39 protein-coding genes are annotated in these 23,428 nt (G+C 62.7%); 13 read left to right on the top strand and 26 right to left on the bottom strand.

What is annotated here, in order from left to right; all coding sequences use genetic code 11:
• The 13 genes from BLU54_RS15510 to BLU54_RS15445 form a co-directional block, all read right to left on the bottom strand.
• On the bottom strand, window positions 1-372 hold the full coding sequence (locus BLU54_RS15510; protein WP_091910364.1) for a hypothetical protein: 372 nt from the start codon (window positions 370-372) through the stop codon (window positions 1-3).
• A 14-nt stretch (window positions 373-386) separates the two neighbouring features.
• On the bottom strand, window positions 387-818 hold the full coding sequence (locus tag BLU54_RS15505; protein WP_091910363.1) for a phage tail tube protein: 432 nt from the start codon (window positions 816-818) through the stop codon (window positions 387-389).
• A gap of 58 nt (window positions 819-876) precedes the next feature.
• A complete protein-coding gene (locus tag BLU54_RS15500) occupies window positions 877-1,197 on the bottom strand; it encodes a DUF3168 domain-containing protein (protein ID WP_328586136.1) in 321 nt (106 codons plus the stop codon).
• 19 nt (window positions 1,198-1,216) lie between these two features.
• A complete protein-coding gene (locus BLU54_RS15495) occupies window positions 1,217-1,456 on the bottom strand; it encodes a hypothetical protein (protein ID WP_091910357.1) in 240 nt (79 codons plus the stop codon).
• The gene (locus BLU54_RS15490; RefSeq protein WP_091910355.1) at window positions 1,449-1,805 is read right to left on the bottom strand and encodes a phage head closure protein; all 357 of its coding nucleotides are present in this window, start codon (window positions 1,803-1,805) and stop codon (window positions 1,449-1,451) included. Before BLU54_RS15490 ends, BLU54_RS15495 begins: the two co-directional genes overlap by 8 nt.
• Complete coding sequence (locus BLU54_RS15485) at window positions 1,805-2,155, bottom strand: head-tail connector protein (protein WP_091910352.1); 351 nt, start codon at window positions 2,153-2,155, stop codon at window positions 1,805-1,807. Before BLU54_RS15485 ends, BLU54_RS15490 begins: the two co-directional genes overlap by 1 nt.
• Window positions 2,152-2,352 carry a hypothetical protein gene (locus BLU54_RS15480; RefSeq protein WP_139169712.1) on the bottom strand — a complete coding sequence of 67 codons (201 nt, stop codon included), beginning with the start codon at window positions 2,350-2,352 and terminating at the stop codon, window positions 2,152-2,154. Before BLU54_RS15480 ends, BLU54_RS15485 begins: the two co-directional genes overlap by 4 nt.
• Before the next feature lie 53 nt (window positions 2,353-2,405).
• Window positions 2,406-3,620 carry a phage major capsid protein gene (locus tag BLU54_RS15475; RefSeq protein ID WP_091910346.1) on the bottom strand — a complete coding sequence of 405 codons (1,215 nt, stop codon included), beginning with the start codon at window positions 3,618-3,620 and terminating at the stop codon, window positions 2,406-2,408.
• Between the two features lie 10 nt (window positions 3,621-3,630).
• Window positions 3,631-4,512 (bottom strand): head maturation protease, ClpP-related, encoded by an 882-nt coding sequence (locus tag BLU54_RS15470; protein WP_091910343.1) that lies wholly within the window; start codon window positions 4,510-4,512, stop codon window positions 3,631-3,633.
• A gap of 11 nt (window positions 4,513-4,523) precedes the next feature.
• Window positions 4,524-5,924, bottom strand: coding sequence for a phage portal protein (locus tag BLU54_RS15465; protein ID WP_235837980.1), 1,401 nt, complete (start codon window positions 5,922-5,924; stop codon window positions 4,524-4,526).
• Between the two features lie 171 nt (window positions 5,925-6,095).
• On the bottom strand, window positions 6,096-7,772 hold the full coding sequence (locus BLU54_RS15455) for a terminase large subunit (protein ID WP_091910336.1): 1,677 nt from the start codon (window positions 7,770-7,772) through the stop codon (window positions 6,096-6,098).
• A 2-nt stretch (window positions 7,773-7,774) separates the two neighbouring features.
• Entirely contained in the window at window positions 7,775-8,263 is a 489-nt protein-coding gene (locus BLU54_RS15450; RefSeq protein WP_091910559.1) for a terminase small subunit, read from the bottom strand.
• A 145-nt stretch (window positions 8,264-8,408) separates the two neighbouring features.
• Window positions 8,409-8,786: an HNH endonuclease signature motif containing protein gene (locus tag BLU54_RS15445; protein ID WP_091910557.1), complete on the bottom strand. Its 378-nt coding sequence runs from the start codon at window positions 8,784-8,786 to the stop codon at window positions 8,409-8,411.
• A 70-nt stretch (window positions 8,787-8,856) separates the two neighbouring features.
• Here BLU54_RS15445 and BLU54_RS15440 point away from each other — a divergent pair, with 70 nt between their 5' ends.
• Both BLU54_RS15440 and BLU54_RS15435 read left to right on the top strand, forming a co-directional pair.
• Complete coding sequence (locus BLU54_RS15440) at window positions 8,857-9,117, top strand: BrnT family toxin (protein ID WP_091910332.1); 261 nt, start codon at window positions 8,857-8,859, stop codon at window positions 9,115-9,117.
• Complete coding sequence (locus tag BLU54_RS15435) at window positions 9,104-9,400, top strand: BrnA antitoxin family protein (RefSeq protein WP_091910328.1); 297 nt, start codon at window positions 9,104-9,106, stop codon at window positions 9,398-9,400. Before BLU54_RS15440 ends, BLU54_RS15435 begins: the two co-directional genes overlap by 14 nt.
• A 257-nt stretch (window positions 9,401-9,657) precedes the next feature.
• Here the strand turns inward: BLU54_RS15435 and BLU54_RS15430 are convergent, their stop codons facing one another.
• The 12 genes from BLU54_RS15430 to BLU54_RS15380 form a co-directional block, all read right to left on the bottom strand.
• Window positions 9,658-10,122, bottom strand: coding sequence for a hypothetical protein (locus tag BLU54_RS15430; protein WP_139169711.1), 465 nt, complete (start codon window positions 10,120-10,122; stop codon window positions 9,658-9,660).
• Window positions 10,123-10,355: 233 nt separating this feature from the next.
• Window positions 10,356-10,478: a hypothetical protein gene (locus tag BLU54_RS24385; RefSeq protein WP_268874525.1), complete on the bottom strand. Its 123-nt coding sequence runs from the start codon at window positions 10,476-10,478 to the stop codon at window positions 10,356-10,358.
• Between the two features lie 1,232 nt (window positions 10,479-11,710).
• On the bottom strand, window positions 11,711-12,097 hold the full coding sequence (locus BLU54_RS15425) for a hypothetical protein (protein ID WP_139169710.1): 387 nt from the start codon (window positions 12,095-12,097) through the stop codon (window positions 11,711-11,713).
• Window positions 12,098-12,285: 188 nt separating this feature from the next.
• Complete coding sequence (locus BLU54_RS15420; RefSeq protein ID WP_091910555.1) at window positions 12,286-12,651, bottom strand: Ref family recombination enhancement nuclease; 366 nt, start codon at window positions 12,649-12,651, stop codon at window positions 12,286-12,288.
• A gap of 14 nt (window positions 12,652-12,665) precedes the next feature.
• Window positions 12,666-13,217 (bottom strand): hypothetical protein, encoded by a 552-nt coding sequence (locus BLU54_RS15415; RefSeq protein ID WP_091910317.1) that lies wholly within the window; start codon window positions 13,215-13,217, stop codon window positions 12,666-12,668.
• Between the two features lie 2 nt (window positions 13,218-13,219).
• Window positions 13,220-13,579 carry a DUF1064 domain-containing protein gene (locus BLU54_RS15410; RefSeq protein WP_235837979.1) on the bottom strand — a complete coding sequence of 120 codons (360 nt, stop codon included), beginning with the start codon at window positions 13,577-13,579 and terminating at the stop codon, window positions 13,220-13,222.
• An 89-nt stretch (window positions 13,580-13,668) separates the two neighbouring features.
• Window positions 13,669-13,851 carry a hypothetical protein gene (locus BLU54_RS15405; RefSeq protein ID WP_091910311.1) on the bottom strand — a complete coding sequence of 61 codons (183 nt, stop codon included), beginning with the start codon at window positions 13,849-13,851 and terminating at the stop codon, window positions 13,669-13,671.
• Between the two features lie 71 nt (window positions 13,852-13,922).
• On the bottom strand, window positions 13,923-14,192 hold the full coding sequence (locus BLU54_RS15400; protein ID WP_091910308.1) for a hypothetical protein: 270 nt from the start codon (window positions 14,190-14,192) through the stop codon (window positions 13,923-13,925).
• Window positions 14,189-15,199, bottom strand: coding sequence for a helix-turn-helix domain-containing protein (locus tag BLU54_RS23385; protein ID WP_139169709.1), 1,011 nt, complete (start codon window positions 15,197-15,199; stop codon window positions 14,189-14,191). Before BLU54_RS23385 ends, BLU54_RS15400 begins: the two co-directional genes overlap by 4 nt.
• A complete protein-coding gene (locus BLU54_RS15390; protein ID WP_091910302.1) occupies window positions 15,196-15,450 on the bottom strand; it encodes a hypothetical protein in 255 nt (84 codons plus the stop codon). Before BLU54_RS15390 ends, BLU54_RS23385 begins: the two co-directional genes overlap by 4 nt.
• Entirely contained in the window at window positions 15,447-15,683 is a 237-nt protein-coding gene (locus tag BLU54_RS15385) for a hypothetical protein (RefSeq protein WP_091910300.1), read from the bottom strand. Before BLU54_RS15385 ends, BLU54_RS15390 begins: the two co-directional genes overlap by 4 nt.
• Window positions 15,684-15,692: 9 nt before the next feature.
• On the bottom strand, window positions 15,693-16,199 hold the full coding sequence (locus tag BLU54_RS15380) for a YmfL family putative regulatory protein (protein ID WP_091910297.1): 507 nt from the start codon (window positions 16,197-16,199) through the stop codon (window positions 15,693-15,695).
• Between the two features lie 135 nt (window positions 16,200-16,334).
• Here BLU54_RS15380 and BLU54_RS23380 point away from each other — a divergent pair, with 135 nt between their 5' ends.
• Window positions 16,335-16,670, top strand: a complete 336-nt coding sequence (locus tag BLU54_RS23380) for a hypothetical protein (protein ID WP_139169708.1) — start codon at window positions 16,335-16,337, stop codon at window positions 16,668-16,670.
• A gap of 337 nt (window positions 16,671-17,007) precedes the next feature.
• Here BLU54_RS23380 and BLU54_RS24565 read toward each other — a convergent pair whose 3' ends face one another.
• On the bottom strand, window positions 17,008-17,247 hold the full coding sequence (locus tag BLU54_RS24565) for a YdaS family helix-turn-helix protein (RefSeq protein ID WP_091910291.1): 240 nt from the start codon (window positions 17,245-17,247) through the stop codon (window positions 17,008-17,010).
• 84 nt (window positions 17,248-17,331) lie between these two features.
• Here BLU54_RS24565 and BLU54_RS15365 point away from each other — a divergent pair, with 84 nt between their 5' ends.
• From BLU54_RS15365 to BLU54_RS15325, 10 genes are all read left to right on the top strand, one after another.
• Entirely contained in the window at window positions 17,332-17,988 is a 657-nt protein-coding gene (locus tag BLU54_RS15365; protein WP_091910288.1) for an XRE family transcriptional regulator, read from the top strand.
• Window positions 17,989-18,065: 77 nt separating this feature from the next.
• Window positions 18,066-18,329 (top strand): hypothetical protein, encoded by a 264-nt coding sequence (locus BLU54_RS15360; RefSeq protein WP_139169707.1) that lies wholly within the window; start codon window positions 18,066-18,068, stop codon window positions 18,327-18,329.
• A gap of 233 nt (window positions 18,330-18,562) precedes the next feature.
• Window positions 18,563-19,198, top strand: coding sequence for a hypothetical protein (locus tag BLU54_RS23375; RefSeq protein ID WP_170845167.1), 636 nt, complete (start codon window positions 18,563-18,565; stop codon window positions 19,196-19,198).
• On the top strand, window positions 19,116-20,303 hold the full coding sequence (locus BLU54_RS15350) for a helix-turn-helix domain-containing protein (RefSeq protein ID WP_091910279.1): 1,188 nt from the start codon (window positions 19,116-19,118) through the stop codon (window positions 20,301-20,303). The genes BLU54_RS23375 and BLU54_RS15350 overlap by 83 nt, the downstream gene beginning before the upstream one ends.
• Before the next feature lie 466 nt (window positions 20,304-20,769).
• On the top strand, window positions 20,770-21,033 hold the full coding sequence (locus BLU54_RS15345; protein WP_091910276.1) for a hypothetical protein: 264 nt from the start codon (window positions 20,770-20,772) through the stop codon (window positions 21,031-21,033).
• A gap of 16 nt (window positions 21,034-21,049) precedes the next feature.
• Window positions 21,050-21,235, top strand: a complete 186-nt coding sequence (locus BLU54_RS15340) for a hypothetical protein (protein ID WP_091910272.1) — start codon at window positions 21,050-21,052, stop codon at window positions 21,233-21,235.
• A complete protein-coding gene (locus BLU54_RS23810; protein WP_170845165.1) occupies window positions 21,232-21,378 on the top strand; it encodes a hypothetical protein in 147 nt (48 codons plus the stop codon). The genes BLU54_RS15340 and BLU54_RS23810 overlap by 4 nt, the downstream gene beginning before the upstream one ends.
• Window positions 21,378-22,178: a hypothetical protein gene (locus tag BLU54_RS24015; RefSeq protein ID WP_211435360.1), complete on the top strand. Its 801-nt coding sequence runs from the start codon at window positions 21,378-21,380 to the stop codon at window positions 22,176-22,178. The genes BLU54_RS23810 and BLU54_RS24015 overlap by 1 nt, the downstream gene beginning before the upstream one ends.
• On the top strand, window positions 22,175-23,200 hold the full coding sequence (locus BLU54_RS15330; protein ID WP_091910268.1) for a hypothetical protein: 1,026 nt from the start codon (window positions 22,175-22,177) through the stop codon (window positions 23,198-23,200). Before BLU54_RS24015 ends, BLU54_RS15330 begins: the two co-directional genes overlap by 4 nt.
• The gene (locus BLU54_RS15325; protein ID WP_091910266.1) at window positions 23,197-23,421 is read left to right on the top strand and encodes a hypothetical protein; all 225 of its coding nucleotides are present in this window, start codon (window positions 23,197-23,199) and stop codon (window positions 23,419-23,421) included. Before BLU54_RS15330 ends, BLU54_RS15325 begins: the two co-directional genes overlap by 4 nt.
• The last annotated feature ends 7 nt before the right edge of the window (window positions 23,422-23,428 follow it).

Below are 23,428 nucleotides of genomic sequence, written 5' to 3'. Positions count from 1 at the left end.
CTAGGCGGAAGGCGAAGCGGAGTTCGGGCCGCTCTCGGAGTTTTTTTCGGCTTTCTCCACTGCCTCGGGGCCAAGCCCGTTGAGCCGAAAGGCTGCGGCCGCGACGCGCGCGACGATCGCCGCATTCTTCGCCTGCAGCGCGGGCACGTCGTCCGGGCCGAACAGCTTGTTGCCGTGTTCGTCCACCACCGTGGCGGCTACCAGCGCCGCCTCGAAGAAGCTGACCGACTTGTCGCTTTGAAGCGAAACCAGGAACGCATCGCGTTCGGCGCCGGACATGACGGTGACCGTCACATCGCCCTGCCACTCGGGCACCGGTACGACCTCGCTGGCGCGGTCTTGCGCGCCCAGGATCTGGTCACGTGTGAGCATTGCTTTGCGTCTCCTTATTCGCCGGCGCCCGGCGTGATGGTGATGTCGCCGTCGATCGACAGCGAGATGGTGGCGGTCAGAACGCCGTCGACAGCGGCCGCAATCGGGAACGACTTGACGTAGGCGCGAAACTTCACGAGCGTGCCGTCGGGCAGGTCCAGTTCGAAGTCGCGCGCCTTACCGTCGCGCTTCGCCGTCAGCAGCTCCTGCTGCCCGGCGTCGTCGTAGTTCACGTTCACCTCGAGGCTGGCGTTCCCCCAGTCCTGCAGGCCGACGCGCTTCTCCTTCGCCGTAGAGTCGAGGTCGGTCACGTCGATATCGGTCGCCGTGCCGTCCATGCCGGAGAAGGACTTGAGATTGCCGACCTTGGTCATGGCCGGCGCAGTCGACGTGCCGGCGTCGACGCGCAGCGTCGAGTGCTGCGCCGAGATAGCGGTGCTGGTCATCGTTCCCTCTGAAATAAAAAAGGCCGCTCGAAGGCGGCCGTTGCTTGAAACGGTCCGGTCAGGGCCGCCACCACACGGAGAAATCCAGACGCGAGCCGTACAGCTTCGTGTCGTCTTCGTACTCGCTCACCGGCGCGCCGATCGGCACCGCGCGTACTGGCTCGGCCGTCATAGCGTTGCGGATCTGCTGCATGAGCGAAGATGCTGTCGCCCGATCGGCGGCCCACACGGTTATTTGCATGCGCGTGTTTTGCAGTTGGTCGGCACCGCTGAGAGTGGTCTCGTCAATGCCACCGACGGCCTGATAGACGATGTAAGGAACTGCGGCGCGCGTCTTCGCAAGATCGGGGTAGACGCGGCCATCGGCCAGCGCTTTCAACGCGCCGTGGACAATTCCTTCAACGCTCGGCATCGTGATTGCGCTCGCTCGTTGGGGCGTCCATGGTCACGCCGAATCGGTTAAGTTGAATGGTCATCGTCGACACTTCGTTGGCCTCGACGACCACATCAATGCTCCGGACGCCGGCGACTGAGCGGCCATCGGGAAGCACCAGGCGCTTACCGCTCGCATCCTCGATCAGATGAAGGGTGACGGACGGCAGGCCTCCTTCGATGCCCACGCTGATCTTGCTAGCCATTGTTTGCTCCCGTGGCGCAAGCCAGGTCGGTGTAGTCGCGCGTCGCGACGGCGGGCAGAGCCGTGAGGATGTCAAAGACGACGTCATCCACTGGTTGGCCGTCGACGTACTTGAGCAGGACCGCGCGCATGCCGTTGGTAATGTCCGTGCGGTACCGGATTCGGATGCTGGCCGTCGCGCTCGCGACCTCCGCATCGGCCTGCACGCTTTCCTTGCCGGTGAGCAGCAGCACGTTCGCCCAAACCTCGGCAACGGGCACCCACTCGTCACGCGGCTGGCCAGTTTCCGGGTCCGCGGCATCCGTGCGCTGCTCGATGCGCACGCGGCGGTTCAGCGGGCCGGCACGCATCACACACCCAGGCCGACGCGATACGGCTGCAGCAGGTGCTCTGCGCCGTCTGGCAACTGCGAGACAGTCGCGCCCACAACCACGTCCTCCCGGTTTGCGTACAGCTTGCCCAGGATCAGTAGGATGGCGGCCCGAATCGCGTTGTTGACGATGATCGGGTCGTCGCCGGCGGTGCCCGCAAGCACTGCTTCGGCCATGTCGTCGGTCGTGGCGTACAGCCGGCGATTGAGGAACTGCTCTGCGTGCTCCACCGCGGCGCCGAGGTACAGGTCGATCAGCGCGTCCTCGGTGCCGGCGTCCGCCCTCAGGTGTGACAGCGCCAGATCGGCAGGGATGATCGCCGTGGTCATTGCTTGCTGCTCTTGCCCGGCGACGTGCGCACCGGCTTGGCCGCTTCGTCGCTTTCAGCGGGCGGCTCGCCGCTCTCCGCCGCCAGGCCGGCGAGCAGCCCCTTGGCGCGCAGCTCGCGGGCGTGCTGCTCCGTCGTGTCGTGCTCGACGCCGACCTTACCGTTAAGCAGAATCGGGCGCGTCGTGGTCACTTTCATCGTGGTCTCCGAGGTGGCGGCCAAGGCCGCGTGAAGCGGCCCCGGCGGGTGCGTTACTGGCCCGCAGCGGCGGTGAACGAGCCGTAGATGAACGCCTCCGGCCGCTTGACGGCCAGAGCCAGCCGCTCTTCGCAGCGAATCGAGATCATGTTCTTCTCGAAGTCGTCCGCGTTTTCGGTCGAGATCACCACGTTGGCATCTTCCCGGTCGAACAGTTGTGCGCCGTACGCGAAGGAGCCCGTCAGGAACTTACCTTCGAACGCCGTGATCTCGGTTGCAACCACCGGCAAGCCCCACAGCACCGGACCGGCCAGGCCGAGCGGATTGGCGAGGATGTAGCGGCCCTGGCTGTCCTTCGTCAGCTCGATCTTCGCCCAGTCGATGAAGTGCAGCACATGGCCCGTCGCCGGAATGCGCGCGAGTTGCGCCTGCAGCATCGCGAGGCGCAGATCGTCAATGCCCGTCTGGCTCGCTACTTCGAAGGCGGCCGCGAACGCCGACGCCTGCGGCACGATCCCATGCAAATGCACGCCGGTACCGTCGCCGAACAAGATCTCTTGCTCCTCCGCGTACTTCAGGCCGAAGCGCAATTCGGCGTCGACGGTGCTCTGCAGTTGCGCGAAGTCGTCGAGGATCTGCTTCGACGCTTTGAACATGTGCGCGATCGTCGAGACACCCGTGATCTTCGAGTCGAAGGTGATGCTCGAGTACGGCTTGGCCGTGTTCTCGGGCACGACGGCGGCTTTGTTCGTGAAGCCGGTCATCTGCACCCAGAAGATCGCCGGCGACGCCGTGCGGCCGGGCGCAATCAGGTCGCGGATGAACAACCGCTGCTTCGGCTGGCTGTCGATACCCGGCAAGCGCTGCGGCTCGACGATGCCTTGCGCCACATCCGTCGAGATGAGCGCGGCGCGCGGCACCGGGACGCTCAGGCGGCGACCGGCGTCGACGTTCTGAGCGAATGCCTTGAGCGGCTCGTGCGCAACGACCTCCTGGCCTGCGGTCTTTGCCGCGACACGTTGGGCATTGCCGCCGGGCAGCGCCGCGAAGGCCTGTTCGGCTTCGCCAAGCTGGACTTCCAGCGCGTTCTGCGCGGTGCGCAGCGAATTGAACTCGGTGGCCATCTTGTCGACCGCGTGCTTCGTTTCCGTCGAAAGCGAGCCAGCGTTTTTCGCTTCCTTGATCGCCTCGTCGGCCTTCTTGTCGAAGCTCGCCGATGCCGCTTCCACGCTGGCCTTGACCTGCTGCAGGAGCTCTTGGGGAGTCATGTTGAGTTTCCTATTGGAGAGAGGTAGCTGCCGGTGCCGCAGCGGGCATGAGTGCCAGCGACAGTTCGGCGGAGATTTCGGCCAGGAAGGCCGCGTCGGCAGCGCCAGGCGTACCGGGGTCAGCAGCGCCGGGCGTGCTGGCCTTGATTTCTTGAATGAGCCGGCGACGTTCGGAGCGCGGCAGGCCCTGCCGGGCGAGCAGGACCTCGATCTGGCGCGCGGCGTTCTTCGCGCTCGAACGATCGCCGTCCGCTTCAGCGATCTGGTCTGCCGCCAGAAGCGAATCGGCGAAGCCCTGCTCGATCGCGGCGCTGCCGCCGATCCACGTCTCGCGGTCCATCAGCGCCTGCATTGCCTCCAGGCCGTCACCGGTGCGCGCGGCATAGATTCCGGCCATCGCACTGTCGAACGTCGCGAGCGTGTCAGCGATCTCGCGCAAGTCGTTGCGGTTGCCCGCGGCCAGCACCCAGGCGTTATGGATCATCGGGAAGCCGGCCCGGGCCATCTGCAACTCGTCCGCCGCCATCGCGATGATCGAGGCCGCAGAAGCGGCCAGCCCGAGCACCTGCACGGTGACCCGGCCCTTGTGCTCGCGCAGCAGGTTGTAGATCGCCAGGCCCTCGAACATGTCGCCGCCAGGGCTATTCACTCGCACGGTTACGTCGCCCTCGCCGATGCTGCGCAGCGCGGCGCCGATGCGCTTTGCCGTCACACCATCGCCCGACCAGCTGTCGTAACCGATCGGGTCGAAGATCGAGATGGTCGACGCGTCACCGTCGGCCGCCGCATGAATCGCCGGCTTCCAGCGCTCGAGCGCGCGGGGCGACAGTTCGCACGAAACACCCGGGCGTGCTTGTGCCGCCGGCGCGGCCGGCAAATTTCGGATGGTCATGGATTGCTACCTCAGGCGGTCAGTGCTTCGATTTCGGCGCGGCGTGCCTGCGCCGCGCGCTCTTCCGTTTGCTGCTTGTCCAGCAATTCGGCCGGATCGCTCGCGTCCTCGAGCTTGCCAAGCCACGCGCGCAATGCGGCGCGCGCCGCCGCGGCGGTGTCGGCCTCGGCGCGGCCGAGCAGCTCGATGGGCGTGAGATTCGTCTGCACGGTGTAGACGTCGCCGCCCGGGATCGGCGGCAGGTTTTCGAGCCGGCGAACTTCGTTGCGCGACATCCAGCCGTTTTGCAACGCGACGTTGTAGAACGCCGCGCGGCCGGCACTGTCCGCGCGCAGCAGCGCCTCGACAGAGAACTCTGCATAGATCGAGTCCGCGTCGACCGGGTCAATCAGGCACCGCGTGATCTCCTGCTCGATGTTGTCGAGGATCGGGCGCAGGCTGTTGGTGAGGAAGTGCAGGTTCTGCGCCTCGACGCTGGCGGCCCAGCTCGACTGCTTGTCCATGTGGCCGATCATGAACGGTGGCACCTTGAACCAACTGCAAATCAGTTCGATCGACAGCGCGAGCGTCTCGAGCATTTGCGCGGCGTCGGGGTTCATGCTGATGCCCTGATACTTCAATCCGGCCTCCAGCACCATCACCTTGCCGGCGTTGGTCGAGCCGCTGAATGCGGCAAGCGACTTGCGAAGCTTCTCGCGCTGGTCTGGCTTCAGCGTGCCGTTCTCATGCGTAAGGAAGCCCGACGCCTGCATGCCCTGCGCGAATACCTTTGCTGCTGCCTCTTCGGCCGCCATCGCCGCGCCGAACACGTCCCGCCCGGCCGAGATCGGATGCATGCCGCACACCCCGTCCAGGCCGAAGCCGCGGATATGCATCATGTCCTTCGCGGCGATATGCCGGGCCACGCCCTGCTCGGTGTACGTGTATTGCAACTGGCCGTTCGCCAGCCGCTCAACGACCATCAACTGCGGCAGCAGCGGCGTCAGCGCGACCACTCGGCCACCGATTCGGCGCTTCTCCACGAACGCGTTACCGCGCAGGCAGATGCTCGCCACGATGAACAGCATGAAGCGCCCCGGCGTCATCTCGGCGTTCGGCGAACGGCTGAGCAGCCGATAGAGCGGATGCTCAGTCGCGACCGCGCGTGAGCCGTCGGGCAGCTTGCGGTACACCTTGAGCGGCAACGTCGAGACGGTCTCGGACAACAGACGCACGCACGCCCACACGGCGGACAACTGCATCGCCGAATCGACAGACACGCTCTTGCCGCTCGCCGAACTACGGCCCGACCACTCTTTCCAGAAAGCGCCGTTCAGCAGGCTGATCGGCTGTCCCAGCCAGTCCACCAGCGCGGAGTGCGGCGAGGGCATCAAGCCGCTCGCGATCACCGCGGCAATTCCGCTCTTACGCATGCGCGCCTCCGCTGATGCGGCGGATACCGCGCGACACGATGCCCGCGATCACGAAACAGCATCCTGCGGCGGCCACGAGCGCCCACCCGGCGCCCGACAAGATGAAGACGCCGGCCACAAGGCATGCCATGCCAACGAGCAGCAACGCGGCCAGGAGTGCCAGAGGCGCCATCAGATACCCACCATGATTGGATCTTCGAGGAAGCCGTCCATGTCGGACGGCGGCTCAGGGTTGAGCGAAAGCAGCGCGATCGCATCGAACAGGGCCATCAGCGGGTCAATCTTTGCGGTGCCCGACGCCGCCTTGGTGATGAGCACCGCATTGCCGCTCGGCACGACCTTGGCGTTACCGACACACCAGGCCATCATCGGCCGGCCGCCGTGAAGCAGTCCGCCCTCGGCCAGCTTCCGCTCGGTCGTCTTGATCGTGCCGCCAAGCTTCCAGCCCTGCGAGATGCCGATGATCAGCTCCTTGGGCACGCCCGCCGCCTCCAGCGCGTCCAGCACCGCGCCGATGCCGCTCGGGTCCACGCCGACCTTGTCCAGCTTCCCCGAGTCGTGCACCTGCGCGACGATGGCGGCCAGCTGCTCGACGTCTTCGCCAATGCGTTTGACCAGCACCAGGTCGCCTTCGCGGGCGAAGTCGGTAAAGCGCGCGGCCTCCGACTGTCGGCGCTCGAGCACGGACGGGTGCGCCCAGGCTTTGCCCCACGTGAGCCAGGCGCCCGTGCCGCGCTCGCGGCCGGCGACGGCGAGGCCGAGCAAGTCATCCAGGCCGCCGCCGTCAATGCCAGCGTCGATCACTTCGCACCGATCGATCAGCTGCTCCAGCGTGAGGCCCGCGCGGCCCTGCGCCTCCCAGTGGTCGGCGCCTGCCCATCGGTCCGCCCGCAGGTTCAGCCCGATCTCGATATTCAGGTGCTTGGCTAGAAACTCTTGGAACGTGCCGTCGAGCTTGTGCCGGAGCTTCTGCAGCTGGTCGTCGAGCCACTCCGCGCTGACCGAGCGACCGATGTTCGGGTTCGAGATGTAGAAGTTGGTCGGGTCGAGATACGCCTTCGACTTGACCATGTGCGGCGGAAATTCGTACAGCACGCCCAGCGACTTTGGGTCAACGATCTTGCCGTCACGCACGTCGCGGTAATAGTCGAGCTTCTCCTTGAAGACGCCCGCCGGCGGCTGATCGCTCTGCGTGGTCAGGAAGATGACCCAGCCCTCGTCCCGCGATATCTGCCCGCCGGTGGCCTCCATGAACATGCTGGAGGCCCTGCTCTTCGTGCCGAACAGCCACAGTTCGTCAACCAGGATGCGGCCCGACTTCTTGCCCGATACCGTGTCCGTGTCCGCGGCCACGACCTTGAGCGAAGCGCGCGTCACGCGATGCGTGATCGTCCGGATGTGCTCCTGGATGTGGAACAACGCAGACAACTCCTCGTCGGCGCGCACCATACCCGCTGCTGGCTTGAAGCTGTTGTCGGCGACCTCCTTCGTGGGCGCCAGGATCAGGTGCTCTTCCTCCTCGCGCCAGCACAAAATGACGGCGGTCAGCATGATGCCGGCGGCGATCGTCGACTTCGTGTTTTTCTTGCTGATGAGCAGGAAGAACTCGCGGATCAGTTGCCGGCCTGTCTCGCTGTCGTACGCGCCGAAGATCGCCGCGACGTAATCGAACACCCACTGCTCGCTGCACTCGCCGAACGTCGGCTTGCCCGGCAGGTCCGTGACACGAAGCTGCTTGAAAATCGCAAGCGCCTGCTCTCCTTGGTCTGGAAAGATCGGAGGCGGGATGATTGAGCGGCGTTCCACCAGCCTGCTCGTCCAGTCTGGACAGGCTGTCGTCCATTCCATGCTCAGACCTTTTTACCGCCGTTGGCGACTAGCTTCGGCGGCGCAGCTGGTGCAAACCGGCTCGCCACCTTCTTCGCATCTTCGTTTCGCTGGTCCTTCTTGCCGACCTCGCCTTTCTTCGCGTGCTGGAACGGCAGCAACGCCTTCGCCGCGTCAATTCGCAACTTCTGCTCAGCGCGCGCGTCATTCATCGCGGCGATCAGGAAAGCTTTCGAGTCCGAGAAGGTGAGGATCGCGTCCAGATCAAACCCGGCGGGCAGCGCGACAGCCTGCGCCTCCTCGGCGGCCGCCCCCGGCTTCGACTTGACGCGCGCCGCAGGCTTTTTACGGTGCTCTGTCAGCCAAGCGACTACGTCCTTGTCTTTAACAAGGCGCGACCCTGCGGCCGAAGCTGTCGCCGGACTATAACCGGCGGCGATTGCCGCGTCCCGATTGGACTTTCCGGCCAAAACAGCGGCAGCGAACAGCCGCTTTTTTGCTGTTAAAGCCATTAACAAAAACTCCAAAAGGGGAAATTTTCTGCGCGTGAGGGAACGGGCGGTCAGGAGCCGCAACGCCGCTGAACTTTTTACCCACCCCTCCCTTACCGTATAGAAATTGCAACGAAGGAATTACAAATGCCCTGTTTTGGGGCATTCACCGTTCCGCAGATTCGGTCCGCTGCTTTTCGCCCGAATGGTGCCGAGCGCACAGCGGCTGCCAGTTCGAACGGTCCCAGAACAGGCGCTGGTCACCCCGGTGCGGCACGCGGTGGTCCAGCACGGTCGCGTATGGCAGCGGCAGGCCGCGCGCGGCGCATTCGAGGATGACGTCTGCCTCGTCCGTCGCTGCAAGCCGATAGTCGCGCAGGCAGTACACACAGAACGGGTGGGCCTTCAGGTACGCGGCCCGCGCTGTCTGCCATCGCGAACCGTAGCCGCGCTGCGCGGTGGTCAGCGCACTCGAACGCCATGAGCCCGGCTCGACGGTACCGACGCGCGCCGCCCCGCCGGCCACCGTTCGAGGCTGAAGCATCGGCAGCTTTCTTTTCTGCATATACAAAAAGTGCTGGACCTTATAACTTAGTGTATATACAATAAGTCACATGGAATTCGACACCGACAAGGACGCAGCAAACGTCGCAAAGCACGGCGTGTCGCTGGCCCTCGCTGCAGATGCGGAATGGGAAGCCGGCAAGACGTTCGTCGATGGTCGATTCGAGTACGGGGAACAGAGGCTGGTGACCATCGCGTATATCGGTCTTCGCCTCTTCGTCATCGTTCACACCGAGCGCAACAACAAGAACCGAATCATCAGTGTGCGCAAGGCCAACAAACGTGAGATCGCCATCTATGCCAGCCCTTAAGCCCGGAACCATCATCCCCACCGACGAGGAAAACGAAGCGATCAACAAAGGCATCGCTTCCGACCCTGACACGGTGGAACTCACTGAAGCGCACTTCGCGCAGATGAAGCCGACCGCTCAGGTAATGAAAGCGCGCGGCCGTCCGCGTCTTGCTGTAACCAAGGAGGCTGTCAGCATCCGCTTAGATGCTGACGTGCTCACAGGCTTCCGTGCGTTAGGCGACGGCTGGCAAACCCGCATGAACGAAGCGTTGCGCGATTGGTTGCAGACGCATAAAGCGTAAAGCCCCGCGCGGCATTACCGGGCAGGGCTTAGTAAATGACACTGCGACTTGCACTCCAGTCTTCCAAGCGATCGCCGAGAGCGGAGACCGCGCTTCGCCTGCTTGCTTCGCGCAGTAGGTCTGCGCTACGGCAATCAGCGCATTACAACCTTATGCCGTCGTGAGGCACCGGCCGGTTGAGCACGACTATTAAAAAAGCCGCGCAGGAGAAGTTTTGCGGGGCTTAAGGCGAATGTGTGACGTTTGGAACCGTCAGGTCAGGCAACCGTGGATCGCTGGCGCTTGTCCAGCAAATCTTCTCGGAGTGCTTTGACGACCGCTCCAACTGCAGGCTCGATAGCTAAGGGCCGCACTGAGTGCGATACAACTTGGCTGTTCACCTTCACCGTCCCACGCCCTGACTCTTCATCCACAACAACAGAAATGCTCGCCTCCGCGACAATGGAATCTCCGAAGCTGGGCACTGAGCGAGGCAAAGTAAGCTGCAGCTTGAACGTACCTGGTACGGCAGTGTCGAAGCCATAACGAACGACCTTTCGATGCCCAATGAAATCGGGCTTGATGGTGTCCGCAACGATCTTCAAGACACCGGCCGGTGCGCCCAAGCTGCTACGGACCGCCTCTTCAAACTCTGCCGCAGTTTTCCTGAATAGCTTTTCGGCGGCATCATCCTCACCGTCAAGGTCATCGAGTTGACGCTGTATCTCTTGGTAAAGCGACATCTTGAACCCTCCCGTTCCGGCCCAAAAGCCCATCATACGGGAGAAAGAGTCCAGCTGGATTCACCGCTTACAGGGTAAAGGGTCGCGCGCGTTAAAGAACGAGGCCGACCCGCTCACGCTTTTCATCGATGAACTTAGGTCAGGCTATCTGAAAAATAGTATGTAACGCCGTTTTTGTCGCAGCAACATGCGCGGGCCAAATTCACGGCTCGCACGCTACCCGCTTACAACAGTCAATAGAACGTGGGACGACTGACTCCGGCGCGGCGGAACACGTCCGGCGAATCGTCGAACACGATGCCTCGGACGTAGTACGCATACGGAATGCCCTTCGTCCGCTCGCATTCGATGGCCATGACGCTACGATGCAGGCGCGCCGCCGTGCTTGCAAGAGCACGAGAGCGCAGCATCGGCAGTTTCCCCATGCGAGACTTCAGAACCTATAAAGAATGCGCCTGCTTTGCCAACGCGGCGGACCTCTTTGACAGCGCCTTAGGGTAAGTCTGGCGTAAGAAAATCCGTGTAGCGTTGCTCGAGAACCTCATTGGGAAACACAAATGGACTTCAAAACTCAGGGCGGCCCGGCGTTTCCGAATCCCCGATCAGAAGCGAACCTGCTACCGGCAAATACCCCCCTCCATGGAATAAGCGTCCGCGACTACTTTGCAGCGGCGGCATTGACCGGTTACATAGCCCGGAATGACGGCTCCGCTGCGGACGCGATAGTGAAGCTTTCTTACGAAACCGCGGATCTAATGCTTCGGCAGCGAACCCGCGGGTAGCCCCGCGCCCTGTCAAGGCGAGTTGATCCACCATATTTCTGTTGCGCCGCATGGTGTGGGCGTCATCCACGGAACGAAAAAGCCCCACGCGGCTGCCGCGCTAGGCTTACGGTATTCGGCGTGGATCCGCGCGCCGCTGGGTCAAGCACTCACAAGCAGGCTCGGCCCGCTCAGCGGTGTTCGTCGCCGTTTTATTGAGCGGCCCATCCGTGCCGCGCTTGCTGTCCACGGCGCTCCTGCGCACGATTTGAAGAATGGCGCCGGTCTTTCCCGGCAGGTCACCACATGACCCCTTCACCCGACGAGCGGGATAGCAGTTAAGCGGGGCTGACCAGGAGGGAGCGACCCTGCGGACCTGGACCTGACTGGTGAGAGTGGCCGGTGCTGATCTCCGACATTCGCCGTACCTTGCGGCGGCGACAGGAGGGATTCGAACCCTCGATTGGGCTGTTAAGCCTCCGCCTTTTCGGGCCGTTGATGTCCGTAGTCCGCGAGCGGCAATCACAACGACATTCTGGCGCATCAGCCTGCGCATTCACTCTCATCGAAGCGGGCCGGACTTGACACCGGCTAGGGATTTTGGCCCCTGCGCGTTGAACCCCGGATTGCTGCCGAGCGAGACCGCTCGGTTAGCATTGAATACTCGGGTCGCCGCGTGTCCATCCACGCCGCCGCTTCGATGAAAGTGCCGTAAACGACAAAACCCGCGAGGCTTTCACCTGGCGGGTTTCGTTTTCTGCGGACGCAATTGTCCGAGCCCTCATTCTCACAAACTTTTCGGCGATGTGCAAGCGGTTTTCATTGCGTCACGCGCGTGCCGCCGCGCCTGCAACCAAACCCTTCGAGACGAGCGCCGGCCGCATTGCCTCTTTCGCCGCAGCGTAGTCGTGCGCCTGTCGCTCAGGGTGGCGCGGATTACGGAAGGACGCGGCGCCTACAACGAAGTTTCGGGCCGCCGTCATGACAGCGACGCGATGGTCAAGGCCCAGCGCCATTACGACCGGCTCCACAGCCGCGCCTATCGATGCCTGCAAGCTGTGGTCGATCTCAAAGTCATAGTCTTCGTCGCTCATCCATGACCTGCCGGCGCGATATTCGCCGCAGGACGCCGCGTGAGTCGGGTAGCCGTGGACGCCCTCGTCCCGCTGACTCCATTCGTACCACGCGACGAGCACTTGATCGATCTCATCCATTTGCCGCTCCATCGTTGCGCTCGTTCTCTTGCAATAGTTCTTGCAGCGGCGCCCGTACCGCTTCCCGATCCCGCAGACGGCGACTGCCGCGCCAACGATCGTCAGCCGTACCGCGTGCGGGCAGCCGCAGCACGTTCCTGCTTGCGCCCGCTCAAGCACGTCGGCCGGGTCCGCGTATTCGTTTCGTCTCATGCGAGAAGCGCCCTCACCTGTGCAAGCAACTCGGCCTCGCTTCCATACGCTGCCTCGAATGACTGCCGCCCCGCGTGCAACGCGACGCCCAGCCCGCCCAGGCGGTGATGCGTTGGGCAGAGCGGGATGACGTCCATGTGGCTCGACCGCTGCGCGCCGCCGGCGAGGAACCGCGGGTGATGCAGTTCCGCCGGCGAATCGAGAAAGCCCAGGTTCCGACAGACGATGCAGCCCAGCCGCGCCACCGCATCCATGTGCCTGCGCTCCGCTGCGGTAGGTGCCGGCCGGGCCTTCGTTCGTATCGACCGGCGCGGCGCGCGCGGCCCGCCGACGGCGCGGCGCTTGAATCCCGTTCGCTTCATCGGTGAGCGGCGCATCATTGAGCCCCCTTGCCGTAGAACGCCGCTGTGAGGGCGTCGCGTCGCGGCCGCGCGGTCAACGCGCGACGGCGGGCGCGGTAAAGCTGCTGCTGCGCGGCAAGCTCCGCACGCCCCACTTTGCGCACCCGTCGCTTGTGCCGCTCCTTGCTTGTCGCCGCGCGCGGCCTCGGCACGCTCTTACCCGGCCTCGGCACGAACAGCAGCGCCGGCGCGCCGCCGTCCACCTGATTCACCCAGCCCGTAACATGCGCGTCGTTCAATTTGACCCGGCGCCACACCAGCAAGGCCATGGCACCACGCGTCACACCAACCAGCGCCGCCGCAGCCTCGATCGAACGCGGCACGCCGTCCTTCATCGCGTCGCACACCTGATCCCATGCCATGCTGCCGCTGCCCGGCCGGCACTTCTTCAGCCCGAGGTTGTGCGCCTTGACCATCACCGTCCGCAGCGATCGACCACCGAACAGGTGCAGGTTGCGCTTGATGCTCGCCGGCTGGCTGTAGGCCCAGCGAAGCGCCTTCACTTCCTCTTCCGTCCAACGCTTCATGATCAGCGGACCTCCCGAATGTCGATGCCGTGCACGGCCTTCATGAGGTGCTTCTTTGTGCGGTACGTCGACGCTTTGGCCGTGATGGTGCTTTTCACGTCCTCCACTACCAGCGCGCCGCCCTCCACGTATGTGAAATCGGCGACATAGCGAAGCGCCGGCTTCTTGCGTCCGTCCAGCACGACCGCTTCGGTCAGGACAAACGGCACCTGCCGCCGTAGGTCGCGGATCTGTCCCGCCGCCTGCATCGCCTTCAACGTCTGGTAGCGCGCTGCCTCGCGGCGGCTGTCGAACGTGATGCCGTCGACCTCGACCTTGCAGTTGCCGTACTTCGCGCGCTTCGCCGGCGGCGCGCTGCCCACCGCCGCGCCCGGCGCCGGCCACGGCCGGACGGTCGCAGTCCCGATCCTGCCCGCCGTGCTCGGCTTCGGCAGGCCGTATCCTCGTTTGCTCACTTCCATTTCTCCACGCATTGCTCCATTTCCCGCTTCGCTCTGGCCCGCGCTTCCTTGCCGTGCTGCTGGCCTATCTCCTTGAGCAGCGCATTGCCGAGGGTGTAGTCGCCGCGCTTTGCCGCGCGCACTGCTGCGCGCAGACGCTCCCAGCACTCAGCGCGGCGCTCTTCCTCAGACACGACGCACCCAACCCTTCATTGGCTCGCCCGTACGCTTGTTGATGCGGACGTTGCCGGACTTGTCGCGCTTCTCACCGATTTGCATGGTTGCGAGCCGCGCCACGCCCCCCCCCCAAGCGCCCCGCGAGCGCGATGAAGTCATCACAGAAGGCAGGCGAATCGAACTCCGGACTGACACGCACCGGCGTCATGCGCGAGAAGATGCGTGCGGCCTCCTCGTCGACTTGCGCCTCCCACTCCGCGCGCGTCAGCTCTCTGCCCTCGCGGCGGGTCGGCACCTTCTTCTCGGCCTTTTCTCGAGCGGCTTGTAGCGATGCGCCGAATACGCAGAACGAACTCATGCGGCTTCTCCTTTACCAGCACCGCGCGCCGCCGCTGCGGCTTCCACCGCCTTGATGACGCGTATCTTGAAAAACGGGAACAGTTCGTCCGGGTGCTGCTGGATGCCGTGCTCGGCACCTTTCGCGGTGATGCCGCTCGCCGAGGTGCGCCAGTCGCCAGCGATGCCGCCCATCGGGTTCGCATTGCCAGGCGCGCTGCCGGCACCCGGCGTGCGCTCGTCTCGCACCCAGTTGCGCCAGGTCGCCAGCCAGTCGACCTTCCGCGCATCCTTACCGGCCTTGCCCTTCCAGTAGTCGCCGAACTTCAAGCCGAGGTTGCGCACGAATTCCGCTGTCCACCCTGGCCGTTCGGCAAGCGCCCACTCTCCCCAGGCTTTGGGCAACATCCAGTCGGCAGGCAAGCGCGTTCCGCGCGCAGCGTCAGCGCGGGGCGCCCGCGCCGCGCTCTGCTCCTCTCCTTCCTTCTCTAGTTCTTCTCCTTCTTTATTGCCCTCCAAATTTGGAGGGGCTTCAGGGGAAATTCGGAGGGGCTTCGAGGGAAATGTGGAGGGGCTTGCATCCACATTTGGAGGGGCTCCGTTTTTGGAGGGGCTCCGTTTTTGGTACCCCTTAGCAGTACCAAATTTGGAGGGGCTCCGTTTTTGGTCGGGCTTCGTCGCGGCATGCTCACTCGCCGATGGCGGGCCGAGCGTGATCGTCGTTCCAGTGTTCGGGTCGACGCCTTGGATGACGATCGAGCCTTCCGGGGCCAGCATCTGATAAACGATGATGCTGCCGGTGCCGCCGCGTCTGGCCGTTGTTTCGGCGAGATAGCCCATTGCGATAAGGCGCTGCCGGCACTTCCGAATGGTCTTGATGTCCATCTCGGTGTCCTGCATCAACTCGTCGTTGGGCACCCACGTCAGATAGTCGCTGTCCGCCCAATGGGCATAGGTCTTGAGCAAAGCCTTCGCCGACGAGTCGCCGACCGTCTGGCGCTTTGCCCAGTTGTAGGCATACCCGCTCACTGCTTGCCTCCGGGAATGGCGCGGAAGAGCGCGGCGCGCCGGCCGGCCGCCGCTCGCTTGTCCACATGGCCGGCGCGCGTGAGCGCGGTCAACTGGTCACGCACGCCGCTTTGCGACATGCCCGACCACTGCGCCAGCCGCTGCACTGTCACCCAGGCGTGGCAGCCGCCCGCCACCCGCTCGACCTCAACCAGCAAGGCGAGGATGGCCGTCTGCGGCGCGGCCAGGCCCGCTGTGTATGCTCGGTTCATTGTTCCCCCTGCACGCGCGCGAAAACGGGCTGCGGCTGCCGGTGAATGGCCGGCTCGAGCACGAATCCATCCTCCACCAGCGAGCCGGCGCGTACGCAGCGCGCAACCGCCCCGCAGACCGCCCCGAGCCCCAGGTTCGTGCGGCGGACCAGCTCGCCGTACGTCAACCGATCCTGCGGCCGGCTGAACGCCTGCAACACCATCTTGTCCGCGTCTTCCTTCTCGATGCGCATCGCGCCCTCCTACGTCCGCACGCCGCTGGCTTGCCTGACCGGGACTGGCCCCGGGGCCACGCCCAGCGTCTCCGGCTTGCAGTGCAAGTTGAACGAGCAATGCAGCAGCTCCTGCACGGATTGATGGATGCCGTTGCCGATCGCAATCAGGTCGGCTTTCTCGCCGGCGTCGATCTCGCCATCGGCCGTTGCTTCGTCGTGGCGCCGCGCCAGCTCGCCGAACCGCGTTGTCAGCTTCACGAACTTGTGCAGCAGCTCGGTGTTGTCGGCCTCCTCGCCAATGCCGGGAATTGCGACGAACACGCCGCCACTGCGCATGGCCACCGCCTCGGCGAAGTGGTTCGTGTCCGATAGCGCCTGCATTTGCAGCGCGTCGTCGGTGCTGACCTGCTGCCCCTTTCGCTCGTACACACGGTTCTCCAACGACGAGCGGCTCATTCCGAGGTGCGTTGCGACAGCGTCCCAGCCACCCTCGGTGGCGCGGATCATCGCGAGAAATGCCTTTCGAATATCCACAGGGTTTTCCTTTACTCGGTGGTGGTGCGCGCCGCCGCGGCGCCGCATACTGCTTACGTCAACTACTGATATGGTGCGTACCTAATGCCATGAGAGAATCAATACTCACGTACCCAAAACGGATTGGAGTGAGCCATGCCGTACGACGTCAAACTTAAGGTGTCTGAGCGGGTGAAAGAGCTTTACAAAGGCGATCCCATGGTTGCCAAACATGCAGCTAACAGTTGGCCCGCACCAGCGATTGGCGATGTCATTTTGTGCGTCTTCAATGCGCGCAAAGTCGGCCTGAAAGTTGTCAGACGCACCTTTGACTACAGGGACGGCGGGCTCGTCGTCACCGCCGAGCTTGACCACGACCCTGACCATTCGGAGCCGTTCTACGGAGAAAAACCGCGTTACACGGCGGACGGCCGATTCGACGGGCCGAGGGCAGCAGATACGCCACGTGACGACAGACCCCGTCGGCCGTGAGGCAGCACGGATGCGAAAGCGAAAGCTCTTGAAATCCGGCCGCTCCATCAGTTCGCTACTTCCAAACGCTTCGGGCGGAGCCGAAACTTGCCTCCGAAAGATTGCACGCGAGCTTTATTGCTTTTCGAATCGCCCGCTTCGCGCACCGACTCCAGTAGTGGCGACAGGATCGAAGCGGCTGATGGGGCTCTCCGCGTCAGTAATGCTCGCGGGCCGAGAACACGATCACGGCAATCTGGCTGAGGAAATCGCACTGAATTTGTACGAGTTACTGGTCCAAGGAGCCATCGGTCAACGTCGCCACAGGAACTGTCATCGATAATCCGCATCGCTTTGTTCATTGAACTGCCCCTAGCGATTCAGTGGAGAGAGAGGGTTCTGGCCAAATCTGCTGACCGCGACGGTTGAGTCGACGCCTGCTGACACCCGTCACCCGCTCGATGTCCGGACAGACATGCGCCGGCGCGCTGCCGGTGCGCTGCCACGACTGAACCGTCTGGTATCGATCCAGTCCGAGGGCAGTAGCCAGAGCCACCACGCCGCCCGCCTTTGCAATCGCTTCGTCTATCGCATTCATGCGTCAAGACTACACTAGAAAAACTAGCATTACTAGAAAATCCTGCATGGACACAAGAAAAGCTAGTGCAATACCATCGCGCGCATGAGTATCCATAGCCGCATCAAGCAGCTGCGCGAAGCGAACGGGCTGTCAATGGAAGCGCTGGCCAAGCGGGTCGGAGTAAGCGCTTGGCAGACCGTTCAGCAGTGGGAGCGCGAAGAAAAGGGCACGGCCCCGAAGCGTGCGCGCTTGCAGGCGGTGGCCGACGCGCTTGGGACTACGCCGGAATACCTTCTCGTCGGCGACGCGGGCGCAGAGCGAGCTGACGACGATGCGGAGTTCGTCGGCGTTCACGTGCTCAACGTGAAAGCGTCTGCCGGTGCTGGACGGCTCGTATTCGAGGAATCGGCTGTCGGCCTTATGGCCTTCCGGACGGATTTCTTACGCTCGATGTCGATTGCCCGTCAGGACGCAGTCATGATGACGGTCCAGGGAATGAGCATGGAGCCGACCCTGCCAGACGGCTCTGTGGTGCTTGTCGATACGTCGCAGACCAATCCGCGAGCAAGGGGCGTCTTCGTCGTTCTTGTCGACGATGAATTGATGATCAAGCGAGTACGGGTCGAGAAAAACGGCGACTTGGTACTTACCTCCGACAATCCCGACAAGACGACATTCCCAGATCGGAAATTTGCCGCCGCCGGCAAAAAATTGGTCCAGATAAAGGGGCGAGCTCGATGGTTCTCGGCATGTCTGTAATGCGCATGAGCTGGCGCGCTGCCACCGCAGCGGCGTTCGTTGCCCTGTCCGCGTGCGCATCTGTCGATCGAGCGCAGATGTCTCAACTCGTACCGCCACCCGCTGGTTCGGACCCGACGCTGATCCGATTCGTTGCTGTCGCTGCCCCGCCCTACTCGCTCTCCTCTCCCGACTCAGAGGACGTGCGCCTGCAATGGCTGCGGAAGACGTTGGCTGACAATGGCTATGACCCCGATCACTACTCTATCGTTTCGAGGAAGGTGGTCGCAATGGACAGGGCGCTTCTGGGCGAAAGTCATCGCATCTTCTACGATGTCCGCGTTCAGCCGATAGCACAATGACAGCCTGTTTGAGCGCTGCTGGGAGGCGGCGCCTCAGTAACTAGGCGCGTCGCATTTCGGGATGCAAGACGGCGTCAGTCGGTCACCGGCGCATGGGCAGTATGAACGGATAACAGTCCAAAAACGCCGCATCTTACGTCTAGCGGGAGCACGCGGGTTTACCACATTTTGGCTGCACTTGAATTTGGTTGACAAACCTACTGTTTTTTGTAGAATCGGTTGCATGGAATTTGATGAACTTCGCCATGACCACCGATGTCACCCAGTTGTTCGATGAATGCCTGCCGGTAGAAATCCAGAGTGCTATAAGTGGTGCGCTGACGCGCGCGTACGATTTCACGGAGGCGCTCATTCTCAAGAACCCCCTTCTCGGTGGTGCGTTGAGCGGCGACGTTCGTCCACACATCCGTAGGGTTGCTGTGGATGCCTGCCTGAAAGAACTTGATGGCTCTGTCCAGGGCCTGAGGGCTCTGATACGGCCAAATGCTGTGGGTAATTGCCAGCATGTGGAGTTACACGCAAAAAGGATAGTTCTAACCGCAAATTATGTGGAAGCGAAAAGGCAAATGCCCCGGTCTGCGGTTTTTCGGAAAGCTTTTTCGCAAGCATTGAACATGTCGTTGTTTGCGGATGAGCCGCTTGAAGTCCTCCCTGAGCGGCCTTATGCACATATCATCCACGGCGGGTTGGGAAGAAAGCCTTCCTTCGTAGTGGTAACAATTCCAGATGTTAGCGGTCAGTATGCTGTCTACTCGCGGTCGCTAGCGGTCGCGGCTCACAGCACCGATGCGCCGGTCGAGCACATCCATGATGCGGTTGTGTCGCAGCTTAAGATTTCCATCCAAAATGAAGGCACGGGAACAAATTAACCCTCTTAGGCTGCGCGAAGCGAGGGAGGCAAGAGGGCTCTCACTACTGGAGCTGGGTGCCAAGCTTGATATTAGTCGACAGGCTCTGTCGATGTTCGAGAATGGTAAGAAATCGCCCTCAAGTGAAACATTGCTCGCAATTGCGAAATCCCTCAGCGTGCCTACTTCGTATCTATTGTCCGAGGTCAGTCGGCCGGATCTGTCCGGTGTCACTCACTTTAGGAAGTTGGAGGCCGCCACAAAGAGAGATCGGGCAAAGTACGCGGTCCGCGAGCGGTGGATCGCCGACTTACTCGCGACCCTGCGTTGCCATCTCGATCTGCCAAAAGTCAATGTGCCTGATTTCAATGTTACCGACTTCGATCGTTTGACGAACGACGACATCGAAGATCTTGCTGACGCTACCCGTCGTACATGGGGGCTGGGCAGCGGCCCCATATCAAACGTAACAATGTTGTTCGAGAACAATGGAATTGTTGTCGCTAGGATTCCGCTTTCGGCTAATGTCGACGCATTCTCTTGCTGGCAAGGCGAATTGCCGATCGTGATCATCGGCAGCAAGCTTCCGTTTGTTAGAGGACGCTTCGATTGCGGTCATGAACTAGGACATTTGATCCTACATAAGGCAGTAACGCAAGAACATCTGGCCGACAAAGATACCTTCCGGTTGATCGAACAGCAGGCGCACCTCTTCGGGGCCGCACTACTTGTCCCCCGCGCGTCTCTGGCAAAAGAACTGTATAGCATTTCCATTGATGCACTGTTGGAGCTGAAACGAAGGTGGGGAGTGTCTATGCAAGCGCTTCTCTATCGTGCGCACAAACTCGAACTCATCTCCTACAACCAATATCAATATGCATTTAGGCAAATAAGTGCTGCCGGCTACCGGAGGATCGAGCCTCTCGACAGAGAGATTCCGGTGGAAAGACCCACCATGCTGTCTCGTGCAATCCATTTGGTCACGGACAATGGCATTCTTAAGTCCGATGAGTTTTGCGAACTTTTGTCTCTCTTCCCTGAAGATCTTGCCGAGATTTCCGGCGTCACGGCGGACTTCTTCACTCGGAAGGACGTAGTGGTGCCGTTAACCCTGAAATTCGGCTAAGTCACATTGCGCTCTCGACGCATCATGGCCCCGTTCGCGGGGCCTTTTTTGGACTACAGCCCCACTAATGAATAGCGCATGGCAAGTGTTAGCGAAGTAAGACCGCAATATCACTAGTTTTTCTTGCATTGCTAGATTTTCTAGTCCATACTCGCCTCATGCACTCACCGAGCATGAGCGATGGCCCGCCCCGCCCCGCCCTCTGATACGCCCCGCGAAGCGCCTTCGAGCGCTGATCGTGCGGCGCAGTTCTTCCCTGACGATGCAACGCTGACCGCGCTCTACGAGTCAGGCCAGCGCGACCTTCGGGAACTCGCAGCACGCTACGCACACGGCACGCCCGTTCAGCGTCAAGCGATGGCTGCTAAGCATTCCTACCTATTTGAACGCTACTCGCGCTTTTCGCGAGGGCTTGCGGCCGTCGCCTGACAACGCGCTCGCGATCGCGGGCATCTGGAGAAACGGAATGCGCATCAACGTGTACAGCCAGGAGCTGACCGACGAAGTGCTGCGAATCGAGAAGCAGAGCAACACCGGCGTTACCTATTCTGCTGTGCAGGTCATCTTGCACAGCAGCGAAAAACTGCACCACCCGCCCCAGGACGATGACCGCAGCGCCGTGACCTTCTGGCTCCCGAAGTCGGTGAAGCGCCGCGAGCGGCTCGCTCAAGCGTTCGAACGCATGGCCGACCTGGTGCGAACAGCTCCGCACGAGACAGGCCTCGATTGAGCAACCGAGACGATAGATGATCCGCCACGACACCGAAGACTTCCGCGCGCGCATCAGCGCCGCCGCTACCGCCCTGCTCGCCCGCGAACGGCAAGCCGTCGACGTTGTCGCGGCACCGGCCCCGCAGCTGGTCTCGCGCGTTCGCCGCAGCGCTCCGCGTAGCGCCCTTCTCTTCCGCCTTTCTCTGCGAGGTGCCGCATGATCCGCACTCTGCTTTCCGCCCTGCGCTATCTCGCGATTGCGTTGGCCGCGTTCTGCTTCATCGTGGTTGTGTGCACGGTGCGCAGCGAGTACGACGACGTCCGCGTGCGTGTGCGTGCCCCTGCAACTGAGAGGGCCGCGTGATGAGCACCATTCTTACCGCCGGCGGCACGCCGTTCAATTTCTTCGCGCCCTGGGCCGCGTCGATCGACCTCGACACCATCGCGCATGCGCTGTCGAACCTGTGCCGGTTCACTGGGCACACCCGAGCCTTCTACTCGGTCGCGCAGCACTCTGTCCTCGTCAGCGAAATCGTGCCGCCGGAGTTCGCCATGCAGGGGCTACTGCACGATGCTCATGAGGCTTACGTCGGCGATATGGCCCAGCCGCTGAAAGCGATCCTGCCGGGCTACCGCGCGCTCGAAGACACCGTGGCCGAGGCCGTGCGCGCCGCGTTTGACCTGCCCCTCGAGCTCGACGCGGTGGTCAAGCATGCCGACCTGGTGGCGCTGGCAACCGAGCGACGCGACCTCATGCCGCCATCCAGCATGCACTGGCAGATCCTCGACGGCGTGCAGCCACGGTCCGAGCGCATCACGCCTGTCTCGCCGGCAGACGCCTATCGCGCGTTTCTCGACCGCTATGCCGAGCTGCTCGCCGCTGCTGTTACGTCGCCGGCGGCAACGCTGTGGGGAATCTCGATCGACGGTTCGTTCGAGGTCGTGGCCTTCCCCGATCAAGCGACCGCCGAGCGCGGCGCCGCATCGTTCAACTCCGATCCGCTCTTGCAACAGCGTGCCGCCGAGCGCGCAGGCCGGCGCATTGCCTCGCGACGCTCACTGACTGCGCAAGCGCGGCCGTGGAGTGGCGACTCAGCATCGCACGCCTCCGACCTCGCACGCGGGGCGTGGAAAAGCTATCTGCCGAAGGAGCGCCGAGCATGAGCAACGACTACGACGAAGCCAACGGCTACCGCGGCATCCCGGTGCTCGGCGAAATTGGTGATGGCGACTCCATCCATTTCTATGGTGAGCGAGAGAAAGCGCACTTTGAGTCGCTTTCTGCGCGGCAGCAAGCACTCGAAAGAGTCCGTGCGACCCGCGCCGCCCTGGCGCAGCAGGCAGCGGTGCCGAAGGGTACGGCTTGCGTCGTTACCGCCGATCACCATTACGACTGCAACGAGGTCGTGCGTGCGTTCAGCAACAGGGCGGATGCCGAAGCATTCGCTGAGCGGTGCCGTAGTTATGACGACACGGAGCCGGAATGGCCCGACGAAAGCGACAACGAATCGATCAAGCGATGGACCCCTGCCAGAGTCGCGTGGATCGACGGGCACCCGGCTGGATTGTCGAGTAGGCCCGACAGCTACAGCGTCCACGAGGTTTCGGCGATTGGGTTCGCCGCCGCGCCCGATGCGCCCGCTGCCCAGGGGCAGGAGGCAGTCCCGACCGACGAAGACCTCACCGTGATCGCCAACGAGCACGGCTCATATGAGGGCGAGGATGACACATGGCATTTCCACTGGTCATCGCTCATGGATCTATTACGTGCCGTTGCAGGGCCAGCAGGGGCGATCCGAGACCTGGCCGAGGTGCTGAGTCCGGTTGCCGGATCGGTAACAGCAGCGCCGCAGCCCGTCGAGCAGGCGGCAGGGGCGCTGTCGGGCGAACGCATTCAGGAGATCGCGCGTGAGCACGGCACGGGCGGATGGCAGTCGCTTGACGACATGATGCGCTTCGCTCGCGCCATCCTGGCCGCAGCCGCCCCCGCACCGTTGCACCAGAGTGCAATTTCGGCGGGAAATGACACTCTAGTATCACCCGTTATTCGAGACGCTTTCGTTAAGCACTTCGGCTCCGATGCCGATTGGCTTGATGCGCCGGGAAGCTGGTTTACCGAAGGGTTCCGCGCCGCTCTCGCCGCACGCAATGCAGAGAGCGACGGCGGCCAGAAGGTGAAGCCATGAGCCTGCTGAAAACGTTTAGCCCCGATGGCAAGGATTTTTTCGTCAACGTCAACGCCATTATGTCGGTTCAGCCGACCGGGCCGTCGAGTGCATGGCACGGCCATCGATCGACGTTGAAAACCATAACCGGCGATCGGTACGAATGCGGCGAAAACGCTGCCAGCGTCATGGAGAAGATTGCGCGAATACAGGCCAGCCAGACAGGAGGCGAGCAATCATGAGCCGCTC

Source organism: Chitinasiproducens palmae (genome assembly GCF_900095735.1).
Taxonomy (GTDB): Bacteria; Pseudomonadota; Gammaproteobacteria; order Burkholderiales; family Burkholderiaceae; genus Chitinasiproducens; species Chitinasiproducens palmae.
Note: the sequence above shows the minus strand (reverse complement) of the source record. Positions and strands in the feature narration are given on the sequence as shown.